Raw genomic sequence first — 18,757 nt, 5'->3', positions numbered from 1 at the left:
AGGCGCAATTATGGCAACTGCGGCGCCTGACGAACAGCGCAGCTTTCTGTCATCTTGATTACACGAGCCTGCTCGAACAACTTAGTTGCACAGCGAAACAAACAACTTTAAAAATTTTTATTATAAAAAGACTTACTACGATAAGCTTACTCCCGCAGAAAAACACGCAACACAAAAACTAACGATATAAAGACATGAAGACTTCATCCGACAAAAGAAAGAGTCCTCACTCAGCTGAAAGGAGTCAGCCCATGCCAAACTTCAACAACTTTGTCGCCACCGATTGGCGCGCCGGCAAAGACCGCATTTACTTTTTCTTTAAAGACACAAACACCTACACAAGATTTGATCTGGGGGATCATCGAGTCCCTGAGAGTTACCCTAGAGAAACCACGCAAGACTCATGGCCTGGCTTTCACCAATACGCCAAACACCTGCGATTCGGCTTCACCACCACAGACTTGAACAACAGTGACGGCTCCGACGATTTTACCTGGTTGTTTTATTACCACGGCGAAACCCCGATGGTCTGTAAATACGACCAGGATCAAGACAAGGCAGTAAACCACTATCGCGTTGAACGTTCGATATGGGCACCAATATTCCCTTATTTCGACCGCATTGTAGCGGGGACCTGGTGGCAACTTGGGGGCAAAAAGTTCCTGTTTCGTTTCCTTCTGAACGACGGACACTACCTCTCTTTTGACTATCTAAAAAATCGATTGATCCACGAAAAAATTACCGCCACCTCCATGCCAGGATTAGAGCCATTTAAACACCGCATCGTTACAGCCGCACAAAACGATAGAACGTTTGCCGACAGTTACTACTATATTTTTTTGGATAGAGGCCAATTTCTCATCTACAACATCCAGCAAAACTATCTGCATTCCGGCCCGCACGGGATGAATGACGAGGCTTGGCCAGGTTTGTTCCGCGACTGAGTCCCCGTGGAGGCGCGGTTAATCATCGGTTAATCGCCGCCTCCCATTGTGCACCTCACTTGCACAGGGATAAGGCTTACCCATGCGTCGACTGTTTCTGTTTTTTGTTCTCTTGATCTCGGGTGTGGCCCAGGCAGGGACCAATCCGTTCGATACCAAACCTGAATTCCTGCCGGTGGAAAAGGCCTTCGTCTTTACCTCCGAACGCCTTGAATCGGGTGAAACACAGCTTTATTGGCAGATTACCGATGGTTACTACCTTTATCAGAAACGCCTGAAATTCGAGGGTTTGCCCCCGGAGCAGCATCCGCCATTACCTGAAGGCGAAGCGCACAGTGATGAGTTCTTCGGCGAACAACAGGTTTATCGCCAAGGCCTGGAGCTGAAGATTCCGGCGGGTGCCACCGGTCAGATCAAGGTGGGATTCCAGGGGTGTGCCGATGCCGGTTTGTGTTATCCACCGCAAACCCAGGTCGTGGATCTGGGCGGCAGCGTCGCGGCCGCCGCAAACGAAGCACCGGACCAGGCCCTGGCCAGCGGCCTGCAACAACGGGCGCTGGGCTGGAGCTTGCTGGTGTTCTTTGGTCTGGGCCTGTTGCTGGCCTTCACCCCTTGCTCGTTGCCGATGCTGCCAATCCTGGCCGGGTTGATCGTCGGCAGTGGGGCCACGCCCAAACGCGGTTTCGCATTGGCCACCAGTTACGTGGTGAGCATGGCGCTGGTGTATGCGGCGATGGGCGTGCTGGCCGCGCTGCTTGGTGCGAACCTTCAGGCCCTGTTGCAGAACCCGTGGCTGCTGGGCAGCTTCGCGGCGATATTTGTCCTGCTGGCGTTGCCGATGTTCGGTTTCTTTGAGCTGCAATTGCCGGTGGCCGTGCGTGATCGGCTGGAAAATGTCTCGCGCAATCAACGCGGCGGCAGCCTGATCGGTGCCGGCGTGCTGGGGGCGTTGTCGGGGTTGCTGGTCGGCCCGTGCATGACCGCGCCATTGGCCGGCGCCCTGCTCTACATTGCGCAAAGCGGCAATGCGCTGCATGGCGGCCTGATTCTGTTCGCCATGGGGATCGGCATTGGTGTGCCGCTGTTGTTGCTGGTGACCGTCGGCAATCGATTTCTGCCCAAACCCGGCGCGTGGATGAACCTGCTTAAAGGCGTGTTCGGTTTCCTGTTCCTCGCCACTGCGCTGCTGATGTTGCGCCCGGTGCTGGATCAATCGCTGTGGATCGGTTTGTGCGGTGCCTTGCTGCTGATTGCCGCCTACAGCGCCTGGAAACAGTCGGAAGGGTTCGGCCGGGTCGCCCATCTGTTCGGCGCCAGTTCGCTGTTGCTCGGGATTTGGGGTGGTCTGCTGATGATCGGCGCCGCCGGTGGCGGTGATGATTTGCTCAAACCGTTGCAGGTCTACAGCGCCTCCGCTTCCGGCAACGCTGCTCGTCCGACCGGTCATGAGGCGTTCACGACCATCAATGACCCCGCCGCGCTGCAACGGGAACTGGACGCCGCCCAGGCCCAGGGCCAATGGGTGCTGCTGGACTACTACGCCGACTGGTGTGTGTCGTGCAAGGTCATGGAAAAACAGGTCTTCGGCAAAGCCAATGTGATGGAAGCGCTAAGTGATGTGCGCTTGCTACGGCTGGACGTGACCGCCGACAATGCCGCCAGCCGCGAACTGCTCGGCCGTTATAAAGTGCCGGGGCCACCGAGTTTTCTGTGGATCGGCGCAGACGGCCAGGAGCGCCGCAGCCAGCGCATCACCGGCGAGGTCGATGCCGACACCTTCCTGCAACGCTGGACCACCACCCGAGACGCCCGTTAATGCTGACCTTTACCCTCGGCACCTTTGCCATCGCGCTTAACCATTTGCTGCTGATCAGTGCCCTGGCGCTGGCGACGTTTGTCGGCTGGCGGGTGGCCAAGCGCGGCGGCGAAAACCCGGAATCAGCGCTGTTCAGCCTGTTTTTGCTGGGTATGCTGGCGGCGCGGGTCGGTTTCGTGGTCGCCTACTGGGCGCACTATCGCAACGATCCGTGGCAGATCATCGACCTGCGCGATGGCGGTTTTCTCGCCTGGCCCGGGGTGATTGTGCTGTTGCTCACCGCGCTGTTTCGCGGTTGGCGTCGACCGGGTTTGCGCCGCCCGCTGGGCTTCGGCGTGGCCAGCGGTCTGGCGTTCTGGCTGCTGGCGACCTTCTCCCTGAGTATTTACGAACAAGGCACGCGCCTGCCGGAAATCGCCCTGCGCAATGCCGCCGGCGAAACCGTGCAACTGGCGGACTACAAGGGTGGGCCGTTGGTCATCAATCTCTGGGCCACCTGGTGCCCGCCGTGCCGCCGGGAAATGCCGGTGCTGGAAAACGCCCAGCAACAGCGTCCGGACCTGACCTTCCTGTTCGTCAATCAGGCCGAAAGCATGCAAAGCGTCAGCACCTTCCTCGAAACCCAGGGCCTGAGCCTGACCAACGTGCTGTTCGACGGCAGCGGCCGATTGGGTCAGGCCGTGGGTTCCATGGCATTGCCGACTACGCTGTTCTATAGCCCCGACGGTCGATTGCTGGGCAGCCATTTGGGCGAACTCTCGGACGCCAGCCTGGCCCGCGCCCTGGAAAACTTCGACACACCCTCTCCTGCCGTACCGGCCACCTCTTCAAGGAAACTGCCATGCCCCGCCTCCGCCACCTGCTGACGCTGACCCTGGGCGCAGCGTTGCTGCACCTGCCGTCGGTGCAGGCCGCCGAAGAATTGCCTGAGGCGATCAAGAAGATCGAAGCCAAGGGCGCAAAAATCGTCGGTCAGTTCGACGCACCCGACGGTCTGCGCGGTTATGCCGCGCAATACCAGAGCCGCGGCATGGCGCTGTACCTGACTCCGGACGGCAAGCACGTGTTGCTCGGTAATTTGTACGACGCCGACGGCAATGACCTGAGCAGCGCGCCATTGCAGAAACTGGTTTATGCACCGATGGCCAAGGAAGTCTGGGGCAAGATGGAGGCCAGCAACTGGATCGGTGACGGCAAAAAGGATGCGCCGCGCGTCGTCTATCTGTTCAGCGATCCGAACTGCCCTTACTGCAACATGTTCTGGGAACAGGCGCGGCCATGGGTCAAGGCTGGCAAGGTACAGCTGCGGCACATCATGGTCGGGATCATTCGCGAAGACAGCCCGGGCAAATCCGCCGCGCTGCTGGCCGCCAAGGACCCGAGCAAGGCGCTGGAAGATCACGAAAAGTCAGGAAAGAGCAGCTCGCTGAAAGCCTTGAAAGACGTGCCGCCAGCGATTCAGGCGAAACTGGCGGCAAACATGCAACTGATGGAAGACCTGGAGCTGCAGGCCACCCCAGCGATTTTCTACATGGATGACAAGGGCGAGCTGCAACAACAGCAAGGCGCGCCTTCGCCGGACAAGTTGGTGAAGATTCTAGGGCCGAAGTGATCTCACCGGCCCCTTCGCGGGCAAGCCTCGCTCCTACAGGATCGTGTCGTTCGCGATTCTGTGATCGACACAATCCTGTAGGAGCGAGGCTTGCCCGCGAAGGCGTCCGAAAGATCGACTAATTTCTTTCAGCCAGAAACTTCAACAACGCCTCGGTCACAAACTGCGGATTCTCCAGATTGGAGATATGCCCCGCCTCCGGCACCAGCACGTACGAGCAACCGATCAACGCAGCCATTTCCTTCGTTTCCGACGGCGGCCGCGGTTTGTCCTGATCGCCACACATCACCAACGTCGTTTCAGGATTCAGCTCGCCCAGACGCGGCAACAGATCATCCCGACCAAACGTAATCCGCCCCATCGGCACAATGCTTTGACGCAGACGTTCGGACGGCAACGCAGCCAGTTTGGCGCGGAAATCCTGATACAGCGCCAACTGCGGATCGACCCCCGGACGGAAGAAAATCGGCACCACAATGTCGAGCAGCTGCGGCGCGATCACGCCAGTGTCTTCGATCTGCTTGAACAGCGAGAAATAGTATTGGCGAGTCGGTTCCGGCTCGACGCCGACGTAGGTGTCCATCAGCACCAGGCCGTTGATCCGCTGTGGCGCGGCCAGCGCCAGTCGCCCGCCCCACATGCCACCCACCGACAGACCGACCAGCGTGACACGATCAACGTCCAGATGATCGAGCAGCGCCAAGACCTGACGGGCGATGTCATCCAGCGATTGCGTGCCTTCGGGAAGTGGCCCGGATTCACCGTGACCCCACAGGTCCAGGGCAATAACTCGGTGGTGTTGCGACAACGCAGCAATCTGCGGCGCCCACATGGCCTGGTCCCACAGGTAGCTGCCAGCCAGCAGCACTGCCGGGCCGGTGCCTTGATCGATGTAGTGAAGGGCTTGTCCGTCAATCGTTACGAAGGGCATTGACTGTCTCCTTGGTGAAAACTGGAGTCGGGAGACTGTGCCGCCGGCGATCCGCAGTCAACCTTGTGGTACTTGCGGCGGCCCCTTCGCGGGCAAGCCTCGCTCCTACAGGGATGCGTGAAAACCTGTAGGAGCGAGGCTTGCCCGCGAAGGGGCCCGCGCAGACGCTAGAGAATTACAGCCCCTCCAACTCCGCCATCAGGTCATTCAGGCGATCCACCTTCTCCTCGGTGATGTCACTCGCCGCCAACCCGTCGATGTACTCAGCCAACTCCGCCACCGTGCTGCACTCGAACATCGCCCGCAACGGCACATCGCGCTGCAGGGCTTTTTGCACCCGCGAAGCGATTTGCGTTGCCAGCAACGAATGCCCGCCCAGCTCGAAGAAGTTGTCGCGCACGCCCACCTGTTCGACTTTCAGCACCTCAGCCCAGATATCCGCCAACGTCTGCTCCAGCTCATTGCGCGGCGCCTGATAGTCCTGGCTTTGCAACCGCCCGATCTCCAGCGCCGGCAGCGCCTTGCGATCGAGTTTGCCGTTGGCATTGAGCGGCATCCGGTCCAGCCACAACCAATGCAGTGGCACCATGTATTCCGGCAGTTCGGCGCGCAGGCGTTGCTTGATGCGCTCCAGGCATTCGGACGGGTTCAGCGCCGAGTCAGCCGCCACCAGATAGCCAACCAGATGCTTGCCGTTCACGCCTTCTTGCACGCCGACCGCCGCTTCACGCACTTGCGGTTGCTCATGCAGACGCGCTTCGATTTCACCCAGTTCGATGCGGTAACCGCGGATCTTCACTTGATGGTCGATACGCCCGACGTATTCCAGCACACCGTCACTGCGTCGACGGGCCAGGTCGCCGGTGCGATACAGACGATCCCCCGGCGCGCCGAACGGGTTCGGTACAAACACCTGAGCGGTGCGCAAAGGATCGCTGACATAACCGCGCCCGACCCCGGTGCCGGCGACACACAACTCGCCCACCGCACCCAACGGCACCAATTCCAGCGCGCCATCGAGCAGGTACAAACGGTTGTTGTCGGTTGGCGTACCGATCGGCAGGTAGCTGCCACGGGTCGAGGCCATGTCAACGCGGAAGAACGCCACATCGTCCGAGCATTCCGCCGGACCATAAGCGTTCACCAGCCCGATATCCGGATAACGCAGCAGCCACTGATGCGCCAGCTCCGGCGGCATTGCTTCGCCGGTCGGCAACATCCAGCGCAGGCCGTCGAGGCTCATGCGTTCATGGGCGAGCATGCCCTGAATCAGCGACGGCACGCTTTCCAGCACGGTAATGCCTTGGGTCGACACGTGCGCCAGCAACCCTTGCGGATCATGGGCGATGGTGTTCGGCACGATGTCCACCCGCGCCCCGAACAGCGGCGCGGCGAGGAACTGCCAGACCGAAATGTCGAAGCTTTGCGAAGCCGTCTGGGCGATCACGTCGGCATCGCTCAAATTCAAGTACGGCGCTTTGCTCAATTGGTTGTTGAGCATGCCGCGCTGCTCGACCATCACGCCTTTCGGCAAACCGGTGGAACCCGAGGTGTAGATCACGTAAGCGAGGTTGTCCGGGCCACTGTAAATACCCGGATTCGCCACCGAGACATCGCTCGCCTGCACCTCTTCCCAGACCAGCAACTTCGGCCGAATGGCGCAACTGAACTCTTCCAGCAGTGCGATGGCTTGCTCGCGGCAGGCCTGCGTGCAGACCAGCAACGGTGTGCGGCTCAGGTCGATGATCCGGCTCAGGCGCTGACTCGGCAGCCCCGGATCCAGCGGCAGATAACCCGCCCCCGCCTTAAAGCTGCCGATGATCATGCCGAGCAAATCGAGGTTACGTTCAGCCAACAACGCCACCGGTTGATCCAGCCCGACCCCGGCCGCGATCAACGCATGACCGAGACGGTTGCTGCGCTGGTTCAGCTCAACGTAACTGTGTTGCTGGTCCTGGCAACTGGCGGCAATGCGCTGCGGATGCTGAGCGACCTGCGCTTCGAACAACGCGGCATAACTTTGCTCCAGCGGGTAATCGTGCTCGCTCTGGTTGCAGCCATGGATCAGGAAATCCTGTTCTTCGGCGCCCAGCAGCGGCAGATCGGCCATGTCGCCATGGAAACCGTCGACCAGCGCCAGCAGCAACCGCTTGAACTCACCGAGCATGCGCTCGACGGTCGATTCATCGAAATAACGCTGGTCGTAAGACAGGTGCAACCCCAGGTCATCGCCCGGATAGCAGACCGCCGTCAGCGGGAAGTTGGTGTGGGTACGGCCCGAATCCGAGGTCGCGTTGAGGCTTTGCGCACGGTCCAGCACGGAGATTTCCACCGGTGCGTTTTCGAACACAAACAGGCTGTCGAACAGCGGCTGGCCTTTAGGTAGTTCGCTGTTTTCCTGGATGCTCACCAGCGGCAGGTATTCGTACTCGCGCAGTTGCATGTTGCTGTCGAGCAAACCGCTCAGCCACTGGCGCACGCTGCAACGTTGATCGTCTTCGGGCATTTTCACCCGCAGCGCAATGCTGTTGATGAACAGCCCGACGGTGCGCTGCATTTCCGGCATTTCCACCGGACGCCCGGCCACCGTGACGCCGAACAGCACATCACGATCACCGCTCAAACGCCGCAGCACCAAGGCCCACGCCGCTTGGGCGAAGGTGTTGATGGTCAGTTGATGCGCCTGCGCCAGTTCGCGCAGTTGCTCACCGTCACGGGCATCGAGGCGGGTGTAGCGGTCACCGACGACCATGCCGCCGCTTTCACCGGCATGTTCGCGCAGGAACGGTCGGTCGCTCGGGATCGGCGTGGTCCGCTCGAAACCTTGCAGGTTGGATTTCCACCACTGCCGCGCCTCAGCCAGGCTCTGGCGTTGCAGCCAGCCGATGTAGTCGCGATAACGCGGCGGTACGGCCAGTTGTGCCTCTCGACCTTCGCCGAGGGCGGTATAGATTTCGAAGAAATCGTTCATCAACAGCGAGCGGCACCAGGCATCGATGAGGATGTGGTGGTTGCTCATCATAAACCAGTAACGCGCCGCGCCGACCTTGATCAGGCGCAGGTGGAACGGTGCCTGATTGAGCAGATCGAACCCGGCTTCGCGCTCGCTTTTGAGCAGTGCTTGCAGTTTTGGCTCCTGCTCAGCTTCGGCAATCGCGGTCCAGTCGAGGACTTCAATCGGCGTGCTGCCGGGTTTGTGGATCACTTGCAGCATGTCTTCGCCGACGTTCCAGCAGAACGATGCGCGCAGGGCTTCGTGGCGGGCGATCACCGCTTGCCAGGCCTGGGCGAAACGCTGCGGATCGAGTTCGCTGTTGATGCGGTAGCGATCCTGCATGTAGTAGAGGCCGGTGCCCGGTTCCAGCAAGGTGTGCAGCAGCATGCCTTCCTGCATCGGGGTCAGCGGGTAGACGTCTTCGATGACCGCGGGCGGAATCGGCAGCGCGTCAAGCTGTGGCTGAGTCAGTTTGGCCAGCGGGAAGTCGGACGGCGTCAGGCCGCCGGCATCGTCCTGCAAGCAATGCTCGATCAGGCTTTGCAGTTCGCCCAGGAAAGCGTTCGCCAGGTCGGTGATGGCTTGCGGATCGTGGCGTTCGGCGCTGAACGTCCAGCGCAGCACCAGTTCACCGCCATAAACCTGGCTGTCGACGCTCAGCTCATTGGGCAGCGGCGCGTGCGGATCGTGGGCCGCGCCGACGGGCTCGTCCAGTGGACGGAACAACGCGTCCGCGCCGAAGCTCTGGTCGAATTGACCGAGGTAGTTGAAGGTGATCGGCGCCACCGGCAACGCGGCCAGGGTCTGACGACTCAGGTCATCAGCCAGATAACGCAGCACGCCATAACCCAGACCTTTGTGCGGCACGGCGCGCAGTTGTTCCTTGATCGCCTTGATCGAAGCGCCCTGCTCCGTCGTTGGAACCAACCGCAGCGGATAAGCGCTGGTGAACCAGCCGACGGTGCGGGTCAGGTCGATCTCGTCGAACAGGGTTTCGCGGCCATGGCCTTCGAGTTGAATCAACGCCGATTCCTGTCCGCTCCAGTTGCACAGCACCCGAGCCAACGCGGTCAGCAGCAGATCGTTGACCTGGGTGCGATAGGCGCTCGGGGCCTGTTGCAGCAACTGGCGGGTACGCTCGGCATCCAACCGCACGCTGACGGTTTGTGCATGACGATTCTGCTGGCCACCTTGCGGACGATCACACGGCAACTCAACGCTCGGCCCGGCCAGTTGCGACTGCCACCAGCTCAGTTCTTCACGCAGGGATTCGCTACCGGCATAGGCCTGCAAGCGTGCGGCCCAATCCTTGAACGCACTGGTTTTCGCCGGCAGTTTGACCGACTGCTGGGCGTCCAGTTGACGGTAAACGGTTTGCAGATCGTCCAGCAAAACACGCCACGAAACGCCGTCCACCACCAGGTGGTGAATGGCGATGAACAACCGTTGTTGGCCTTTGGGACCATCGACCAGCAGCACGCGCATCACCGGCCCGTGTTCGAGGTCGAGGCTGCGTTGGGCATCGGCAAACAGTGCGGTGCATTTGTCCATGGACGAGACCCGCACTTGCCACAGCACCGGCACGTCGGAAATCGCTTGATGCTCGGCGTGCCATTGCGCGTCGGTTTGGGTGAAGCGCAGACGCAACGCATCGTGCTGTTCGATCACCGCCAGCAGCGCTTGCTCTAGGCGATGGGGTTCCAGCACGACGGTCGGTTCCAGCATCAACGCCTGGTTCCAGTGCTGACGCTGGGGAATGTCGGTGTCGAAGAACCAGTGCTGAATCGGCGTCAGACGCGATTCGCCGGCGAGTAAGCCCTGCTCGGCAGCGACCTGCTCCGTGCGGGTCGCCACGGCAGCCAGGGTCTGCACGGTCTGGTGCTGGAACAGGTCACGCGGACTGAAATGAATGCCCTGCTGCCGCGCACGGCTGACCACCTGGATCGACAGGATCGAATCGCCGCCCAGTTCGAAGAAGTTGTCGTTGAGGCCCACTTGCTCAACGTTCAACACTTCGCACCAGATGCCGGCCAAGGTCAGTTCCAGCTCGTTGCTCGGCGCCACGTAGTGCTGACGGTTCAGTTCCGGGTCCGGTGCCGGCAACGCGCGGCGGTCGAGTTTGCCGTTGGCGGTCAGCGGCATGCTGGCCAGCAGGATCAGGTGCGTCGGCACCATGTAATCCGGCAACTGCGATTTGAGGTGAGTCTTCAGCGCTTCGCGCAGCGCCGCTTGTTGCGTCTCGTCCTGCTCGGCGACGTCGGTCACCAGATAGCCGACCAGTTGTTTGCCGCTCGGTGCGTCGAGGGCCAGCACCACGGCTTCGCGGATCGACTCATGCTCCAGCAGGCGGGTTTCGATTTCACCGAGTTCGATGCGGAAGCCGCGAATCTTCACTTGATGGTCGATGCGCCCGAGGTACTCCACCAGACCATCGGCACGCTGGCGCACAAGGTCGCCCGTGCGGTACAGACGCCCGCCATTGGCTGCGAACGGATCCGCCACAAACCGCTCGGCGGTCATGCCCGGACGCTGGTGATAACCCTGCGCCAGGCCGGCACCGCCGACGTACAACTCGCCGGTCGCGCCTTGCGGCACCAAGGCCAGGTCAGCGTCGAGAATGTACGCCACCCTCGCGCCGATCACGCTGCCGATCGGCACGCTGCCCAAGCCTTCTTCCAGTTGCTCAGGTGCCAGGCTCGCCAGCGGCATGACCACGGTTTCGGTCGGGCCATAGGCGTTGAAAAACAGGCTCGGTTTGAACGCCGCGCGAATTCGCGCCAGGTGTTCGCCGGTCAGAGCTTCGCCACCCGTGATGCACATGCGCACCGGCAGGGTTTCGCCCTGGGTCACCAACCACTGCGCCAATTGGCTGCCGTAGCTTGGGGTGAAGCCAAGGATGTTGATGGGGTGGCGACGGATCAGGCCGCAGATTTCTTCCGCGTCCCACTGACCCTGGGCGCGCAGAACAACCTGGGCACCACTCAACAACGGCACCAGCAAACGCTCGGTCGCGGCGTCGAAGTTGATTGAGTAGAAATGCAATTCGCAATCGTCCGGGCGCATGCCGAAACGCTCGATCACGGCGCGGCAATGCATGGCGATTTCGCCGTGGGACACCACCACGCCTTTCGGCTTGCCGGTTGAGCCCGAGGTGTAAATCAGGTACGCCTGATGCTGCGGCAGGCTGATAAATGGCAGTTCGGTGGCCGGGTAATTCGCCAGTGCGGCGGCGTCCTCTTCGAGGCACCAGCGAGCGACGGTTGCCGGCAAATCGCCGAGCGCGTCAAACATGGCCGCATCGCTGAGCAGCAGACCGATGCCGCTGTCTTCGATCATGTAATGCAGACGATCCAGCGGGTACTCCGGGTCCAGCGGCACATAGGCGCCGCCGGCCTTGAGGATCGCCAACAGGCCGATGACCATTTCCAGCGAACGCTCAAGCGCCAGGCCGACGCGAACCTGCGGGCCAACGCCGCGCTCACGGAGCATCCAGGCCAGGCGATTGGCGCGGCTGTCGAGTTCGGCGTAGCTCAGGGTTTGACCCGCAAACGTCAACGCCGGAGCCTCCTTGCGGACCAGTGCCTGCTCGCTGAACAGGTGATGAATGCACTGGTCGAGGCGATGCTCGCCCGGCTCGACGCCAAGGCTGTCCAGCAGCGTTTGCTGTTCCGTGGCTTCCAGCAACGGCAGTTCGCTGAGGCGCTGTTGCGGATCGCTCAGCAGCGCTTCCAGCAGATTGCGCCAGTGCCCGGCCATGCGCGCAATGCGTGGCTCATCGAACAAATCGGTGCTGTAAGTCAGGCAGCAACCCAGTCGGTGATCGAGGTCGGTGACTTCCAGGTTGAGGTCGAACTTGGTCGCGCGGGCATCGTTGGCCAGGTACTCGACGGTCATGCCGGCCAGGGTGCGGCTCTGCTGGAATTCCCAGCGCTGCACGTTGCACATCACCTGGAACAGCGGGTTGTAAGCGGCGCTGCGCGGTGGCTGCAACGCCTCCACCAGATGATCGAACGGCAGGTCTTGATGGGACTGGCCTTCGATCACGGTGTAGCGCACCTGCTCGAACAACTCGCCGACGGACATCTGCCCGTGGAGCTGGCAACGCAACACCTGGGTGTTGAGAAACGCACCGATCAGCCCTTCGCTTTCCGGGCGAATCCGGTTGGCCACCGGCGCACCGATGCGCAGGTCGGTCTGGCCGCTGTAGCGGTAAAGCAGCACGGCTAGCGCAGCGGTCATGGTCATGAACAGGGTCAGACCGTTTTGCGCATTGAAGGCGCGGACCCGTGCGGCGAGGTCATCGCTCAGGTCGAAACGGAACAGTTCGCCCTGATGGCTTTGCACCGGCGGACGCGGACGATCGGCAGGCAATTCCAGCAGCGGATGTTCGCGACCCAGTTGTGCGGTCCAGTAGTCGAGCTGGCGTTGACGCTCGCCGGACTCCAGCCACTGACGCTGCCAGACGCTGTAATCCAGGTACTGCACCGGCAGCGGTGCCAACGGCGATTCGCGGTCATCGACGAACGCTTCGTAAAGCGCGCTCAATTCACGGGCGAAAATGTCCATCGCCCAGCCTTCGGTGACGATGTGGTGCAGGGTCAGCACCAGGTAGTGTTCGTGCGTGGCGGTCTTGACCAGGCAGGCGCGCAGCAGCGGACCGGTTTCCAGATCGAACGGTTTATGCGCCTCGTCGTCAGCCAGTTGTTGCACGCACTGTTCACGACTGTCGGCGTCCAGCGCCGAGAAATCTTTCCAGTCCATGCGCATGCCGGTTTGCGCATGCACCCGTTGCTGGGCCACACCGTCGATGCTCGGGAACGTGGTGCGCAGGGTTTCGTGACGCATGATCAGCGCTTGCAGCGCCGCTTCGAAACGCCCGACATCCAGCACACCGCGCAGCCGCGCCATGCCGCCGACGTTGTAGGCCGGGCTGTCCGGCTCCATCTGCCAGAGGAACCACATGCGCTGCTGGGAATAGGACAGCGGCACCGGTTGGCTACGGTCGACTTTTTCTATCGGCGGTTGCTGGTTGGTGTTGCCGCTGGCCTGGATCAATTGCACCTGTTCGGCGAACGCCCCCAGTTCGCTGTTTTCGAACAGCGCTCGCAGCGGCAACTCGACGTCGCAGGCCTGACGGGTACGGGAGATGATTTGCGTGGCCAACAACGAATGACCGCCGAGGGCGAAGAAATCGTCGCGCAAGCCGATCTGTTTTTGGCCTAGCACTTCACGCCAGATGCCGGCGATTTGTTGCTCCAGTGCAGTGATTGGTTCGACGTGTTCGCGCACTTGCCACTGTGGTTCGGGCAAGGCGCGACGGTCGAGTTTGCCACTCGGACTCAGGGGCATTTCGTCCAGACGCATCAACTGCGCCGGGACCATGTATTCCGGCAACTCAGCCGCCAGTGCGGTTTTAAGGCGTGCGGTTTGCGTGTCTTCGGATTCGGTTGAGTCGGTGGCGGTGTAGTAACCGATCAACTGCCCACCGGCCGATGTCTCACGCACCAGCACCACGGCTTGGGCGACGCCATTCTGGGTCAGCAAACGGGCTTCGATTTCTTCCGGTTCAACGCGAAAGCCGCGCAGTTTGACCTGCTGATCGAGGCGACCGAGGTATTCGATCACGCCGTCAGCGGTCCAGCGTGCACGGTCGCCGGTGCGGTACAGACGCGCGCCCTGCTCGCCCAGTGGATCGACGACAAAGCGTTCGGCAGTCAGGGACGGACGACCGAGGTAACCCCGAGCCAGGCCAATACCGCTGATGCACAGTTCACCCGGCACACCGGCCGGCACCGGGTTGAGGTCGCTGTCGAGCACGCGACACACCACGTTGCCCAACGGACGGCCAATCGGTGAGCGCTCGCCATCGGCGGCGGTGCAGTGCCAATGGGTGACGTTGATTGCGGTTTCGGTCGGGCCGTAGCGGTTGTGCAGTTGTACGGCTGGCAGGTGTTCCAGCACGCGGTTGCGCAGTTCGGCGGGCAAGGCTTCGCCACCGGAGAAGACCCGGCGCAGGCTGGTGCATTCGGCTGTCAGCGGCTCATCAATGAACAATGAAAGCAGCGGCGGTACGAAGTGCAGCGTGGTCACGCCGTATTGCTGGACCAACTGCGCGATGCGATGCGGATCGCGATGCTCGCCGGGGCCGGCGATCAGCAAGCGTGCGCCAGTGATCAGCGGCCAGAAGCACTCCCACACCGACACGTCGAAACTGATCGGGGCTTTTTGCATCAGCACGTCGGTGTCGTTCAAACCGTAGGTGTTCTGCATCCATTCCAGCCGCTCGGCCAGCGCCGCATGGGTGATGCCGACGCCTTTCGGTTGACCGGTCGAACCCGAGGTGTAAATCACGTAGGCCAGGTTGTCGCCGTGCAGGTGCAGGCCCGGTGCCTGGCTTGGCCAGTTCTCCAGATGCAAGGCGTCCATGGCGATCACGCTGACGCCGTCGGTGGCCGGCAAGCGTTCGAGTAATCCGGTTTGGGTCAGCAGCAATTCGACGCCGCTGTCACTGAGCATGTAGGCCAGGCGCTCGGCCGGGTAATCCGGGTCCAGCGGCACGTAGGCGCCACCGGCCTTGATGATCGCCAGCAGGCCGATCAGCAACTGCGGCGAACGCTCCGCGGCGATGGCCACGCAAACGTCCGGACCGACGCCTTTGTCGCGCAGGTAATGGGCCAGGCGGTTGGCCTGGGTGTGCAGTTCAGCGAAATCGAGGCTGCCGCCGTCCCACTTCAGCGCGGTGCGTTCCGGGGTCAGGCGCGCTTGTTCGTTGAGCAGCTCCGGCAGCCATTGGCTGGCCGGTGTGCAGGGTGCGGCGCTCCAGGAAGTGTGTTGGCCGTTTTCGTCTGGGGTCAGCAGTTGCAGGTCGCCGATGGCGGTTGACGGCTGTACGCAAATGGCCCGCAGCAGGTTGCTGAAGTGCTCGGCAAGACGCTCGATGGTCGTCGCGTCGAACCTTTCGCTGGCATAGTCGAAGGACAGGCTCAGGCGACCTTTCTGGTCTTCTTCGCTGTGCAGTTGCAGGTCGAACTTGGCTTCGCGGCTGTGCCACGGCAGTTCTTCGGCGAGCAATCCAGGCAGACGGCGCAGTGCGCTCAAATCCCGTTGCTGGTGGTTGAACATCACCTGGAACAGGCCTTGCTCGCGAGCCTGCGGGAACGCTTCCAGCAATTGTTCGAAGGGCAGATCCTGATGCGCTTGTGCGCCGAGCGCGGCGTGACGGGTTTGCACCAGCAGCTCAACGAATGGCAGACGCGGGTCCACCTCGGCGCGCAGCACTTGGGTGTTGATGAAGAAGCCGATCAGCCCCTGGGTTTCCAGGCGCGGGCGGTTGGCATTCGGCACGCCGATGCGGATGTCGCGCTGGCCGCTGTAGCGGTGCAGCAGGCTTTGGAACGCGGCGAGCAACAGCATAAACGGCGTCGATTCCTGCGCCTGGGCGGTCTGGCGAATGGCGTCGCTCAAGGTCGCGTCCAGCTTTATGGAATGACGAGCAGCGCTGTAAATGTGCTGGGCCGAGCGTGGGTGATCGGTGGCCAGGTTCAGAGTTGGATGTTCCTCACCCAGCTGCGCTTTCCAGTAGGCCAGTTGGCGCTCGCCCTCCCCTTGCGCCAGCCATTGACGCTGCCAGCTGCCGTAGTCGGCGTAGTGCGTGAGCAATGCCGGCAGTGTCGCTGTTTGCCCTTGGGACGCCGCGGCGTACAGGCGCGAGAACTCGTCGATCAGTACGTTCAGCGACCAGCCATCGGCGATGATGTGGTGCATCGTCACCAACAGCTGATGGTCCTCATCGTCGAGGCGCACCAGCGTCACCCACAGCAGCGGGCCTTTCTCCAGATCGAACTGGGTACGGGCTTCGTCCTCACGGATTTGCAGTGCGCAAGTTTCACGCTCGGCGGTGGGCAGGTCGCTGATGTCGATCAATTGCAGGTTGAATTCGCTCGCCGCATCGACCTGTTGCAGTGCCACGCCGTCACGTTCGAAGAACCGCGTACGCAGGGATTCATGACGTTCGATCAATTGCTGGAAGCTGGCGCGCAAGGCGTCTTCGTCCAGCTCGCCGCGCAGGCGCAAGGCGCCGGGAATGTTGTAGGCGCTGCTCTGCGGGTCGAGCTGCCAAGTGATCCAGAGACGGTTTTGCGCCAGGGATTGCGGCATCGGTTCGTTGCGAGGCAGTGTGGTGATCGCGCCTTGGGCCAGGCCGCCGTCCTGTTGCAACTGAGCGACAGCGGCGGTGAACGCGCCAAGGGTTGGCGCTTCGAACAGCAGGCGCAGATTCAGCTCCAGACCGAGTGCTTCACGCAGGCGCGCGACCACTTGCGTGGCGGCGATGGAGTTGCCACCGAGCAGGAAGAAGTGATCGTCGGCGTTGACCTGTTTGACCTGCAGTTGCTCGCACCAGATCTGGCCGATCAGGGTTTGCAGCTCGGAACCTGATTCGGTTTGGGATTCGCCCTGAACGTCCGCCGACGGAAACAGCGCAAAGCTGTCGAGGCTACCGTCCGCCAGTCGATTTCGGCAGGCCGAGCGTTGCAGTTTGCCGCTGGAGGTCTTGGGTAACGCGCCCGGATTGAGCAACACCACCACGCTCGGCGCTTCCTGATACGCCTCGGCCACGGCTTGGCGAATGGCTTTGATCAGGGCGTCGGGAGGGAGGATTTTCTGCACGCTGCGGCTGATTTCCGCAGCGATGCCGATGCCTTCCTGACCGTCGATGTTGACGGCGAAAGCGGCGACGCGACCTTTGCGCACCACTTCCACTTCGCGTTCGACGGTCTGCTCGATGTCCTGCGGGTAAAGGTTGTGACCGCGCACGATCAGCATGTCTTTCAGGCGTCCGGTGATGAACAATTCACCGTCACGCATGAAACCCAGGTCTCCAGTGCGCAACCAGGTCCGGTCGTTGTGCTGGACGAAGGTCTTGGCGCTGGCCTCGGGGTTGCGCCAGTAGCCATGGGCGATGCTCGGCCCGGCGGCCCAGACTTCGCCGACCACGTTGTCGGCGAGTTCATTGAGCGCGACCGGATCGACAATCAGCACCGCGTGATCCGGCTGACTGATGCCGCAACTCATGATCGCGCTGCCAACGCCTGCCTCCGCACGGTTCTGGGCCAAGGCTTGATCGTCCACGCGCAGGTTGCCGATGCCCTGACCGCGCGGGGTTCCGGCGACGAACAAAGTGGCTTCGGCCAACCCGTAAGACGCCATGAAGCTGTCGGTGGTGAAACCGCACGCCGCGAATTTCTCGCCAAAGCGATCGAGGGTGTCGAGACGAATCGGTTCGGAGCCGGAATACGCCACGCGCCAGCCACTCAGGTCGAGGCGCTCCAGCGCTGATTCGCTGACGCGTTCGCTGCACAGGCGGTAGGCGAAATCCGGTCCGCCGCTGATGGTGCCGCCGTATTCGCTGATCGCTTCCAGCCAGCGCAACGGCCGACCAAGGAAATAGGCCGGCGACATCAACACGCACGGCACGCCGCTGAAAATCGGCTGCAACAGACCACCGATCAGGCCCATGTCGTGGTACAGCGGCAGCCAGCTGACGATCACATCATCCGGGTTCAGATCGATGCCGAAACCATGACGAATCAGCAGTTCGTTGGCCACCAGATTTCCGTGGCTGACTTGCACACCTTTGGGTAGCGCGGTGGAACCTGAGGTGTATTGCAGGAACGCGATGTGGTCGTCTGCCAGGTTCGGCTCGATCCAGCTGTCGGCCAAGGCACCGTCGAGGGTGTCGACGCAAAGCAGCGGCGGCGCACCTTCAATCTGCTGCAAGGCGTCGCGCAGGCCGGCGCTGGTCAGCAACAAGCGCGGCTCGGCGTCGCTGATGATCGACAGCAGACGTTCCTGGTGATGACGTTTAGCCGACTCGGGTGGATAGGCCGGCACCGCGATCACACCGGCATACAGGCAGCCAAAAAACGCCGCGACGTAATCCGGGCCACTGGGAAACAGCAGCACGGCGCGATCGCCGAATTCAGCCTCGGCCTGCAACGCACCAGCAATGGTTCGCGCCCGCAGATCCAGGTCGCGATAACTGAGGACCACAGCCTGATCCGGGGTTTCGGCGAGAAAACGCAAGGCCACCCGATCCGGCGTCAGGGCCGCGCGGCGCTGGAGGGCTTGGACCAGATTGCTTGGGAGTTCGAACGCGTCGGTCATGAGGTTTCCTGCCTGAATTCGGCTTGCAAATGGAATCGGTTTTCTTACGTCACGCCCATAGAAGGGCATGCAGGACGCGGTCTTCGCCGACTGCGCAAGGCATTGGGAATGCTGTTTTGGCCGGGATTTACCCGGCACCTTTCACCAATGAGAACGGATGACGTCTTGAAATAATTAGTCGGCAGGCTTGACCGCCAAGGGGTTTGGATGCCGCAAGCAGGTGCGGCAGCGTGTCGCAGTTCTCACTCCGCACCATCGCGATGCATTAATTCTCTTTCTCAATTGACAATCATTA

The 18,757-nt window shown here is 61.5% G+C and carries 6 protein-coding genes; 4 read left to right on the top strand and 2 right to left on the bottom strand.

Features of this window, described 5'->3' with window-relative positions:
* Nucleotides 1-251 precede the first annotated feature (251 nt).
* From EYC95_RS09345 to dsbG, 4 genes are all read left to right on the top strand, one after another.
* Nucleotides 252-944, top strand: a complete 693-nt coding sequence (locus EYC95_RS09345; RefSeq protein ID WP_131060092.1) for a hypothetical protein — start codon at nucleotides 252-254, stop codon at nucleotides 942-944.
* Between the two features lie 82 nt (nucleotides 945-1,026).
* Nucleotides 1,027-2,760, top strand: coding sequence for a protein-disulfide reductase DsbD (dsbD, locus tag EYC95_RS09340; RefSeq protein ID WP_131060091.1), 1,734 nt, complete (start codon nucleotides 1,027-1,029; stop codon nucleotides 2,758-2,760).
* Nucleotides 2,760-3,626, top strand: coding sequence for a TlpA disulfide reductase family protein (locus EYC95_RS09335; RefSeq protein WP_131060090.1), 867 nt, complete (start codon nucleotides 2,760-2,762; stop codon nucleotides 3,624-3,626). The genes dsbD and EYC95_RS09335 overlap by 1 nt, the downstream gene beginning before the upstream one ends.
* Nucleotides 3,602-4,372: a thiol:disulfide interchange protein DsbG gene (gene dsbG / locus EYC95_RS09330; protein ID WP_131060089.1), complete on the top strand. Its 771-nt coding sequence runs from the start codon at nucleotides 3,602-3,604 to the stop codon at nucleotides 4,370-4,372. Before EYC95_RS09335 ends, dsbG begins: the two co-directional genes overlap by 25 nt.
* Before the next feature lie 118 nt (nucleotides 4,373-4,490).
* Here the strand turns inward: dsbG and EYC95_RS09325 are convergent, their stop codons facing one another.
* Together EYC95_RS09325 and EYC95_RS09320 are read right to left on the bottom strand one after the other, a co-directional pair.
* Nucleotides 4,491-5,303, bottom strand: coding sequence for an alpha/beta fold hydrolase (locus EYC95_RS09325; RefSeq protein WP_131060088.1), 813 nt, complete (start codon nucleotides 5,301-5,303; stop codon nucleotides 4,491-4,493).
* A gap of 175 nt (nucleotides 5,304-5,478) precedes the next feature.
* Nucleotides 5,479-18,462: a non-ribosomal peptide synthetase gene (locus EYC95_RS09320; protein ID WP_131060087.1), complete on the bottom strand. Its 12,984-nt coding sequence runs from the start codon at nucleotides 18,460-18,462 to the stop codon at nucleotides 5,479-5,481.
* Nucleotides 18,463-18,757: the final 295 nt, after the last annotated feature.

Origin of the sequence: Pseudomonas sp. BGI-2 (assembly GCF_004310295.1) — a bacterium.
In the GTDB taxonomy this organism is placed as follows: domain Bacteria; phylum Pseudomonadota; class Gammaproteobacteria; order Pseudomonadales; family Pseudomonadaceae; genus Aquipseudomonas.
This window is presented reverse-complemented; position numbering and strand designations above follow the sequence as displayed.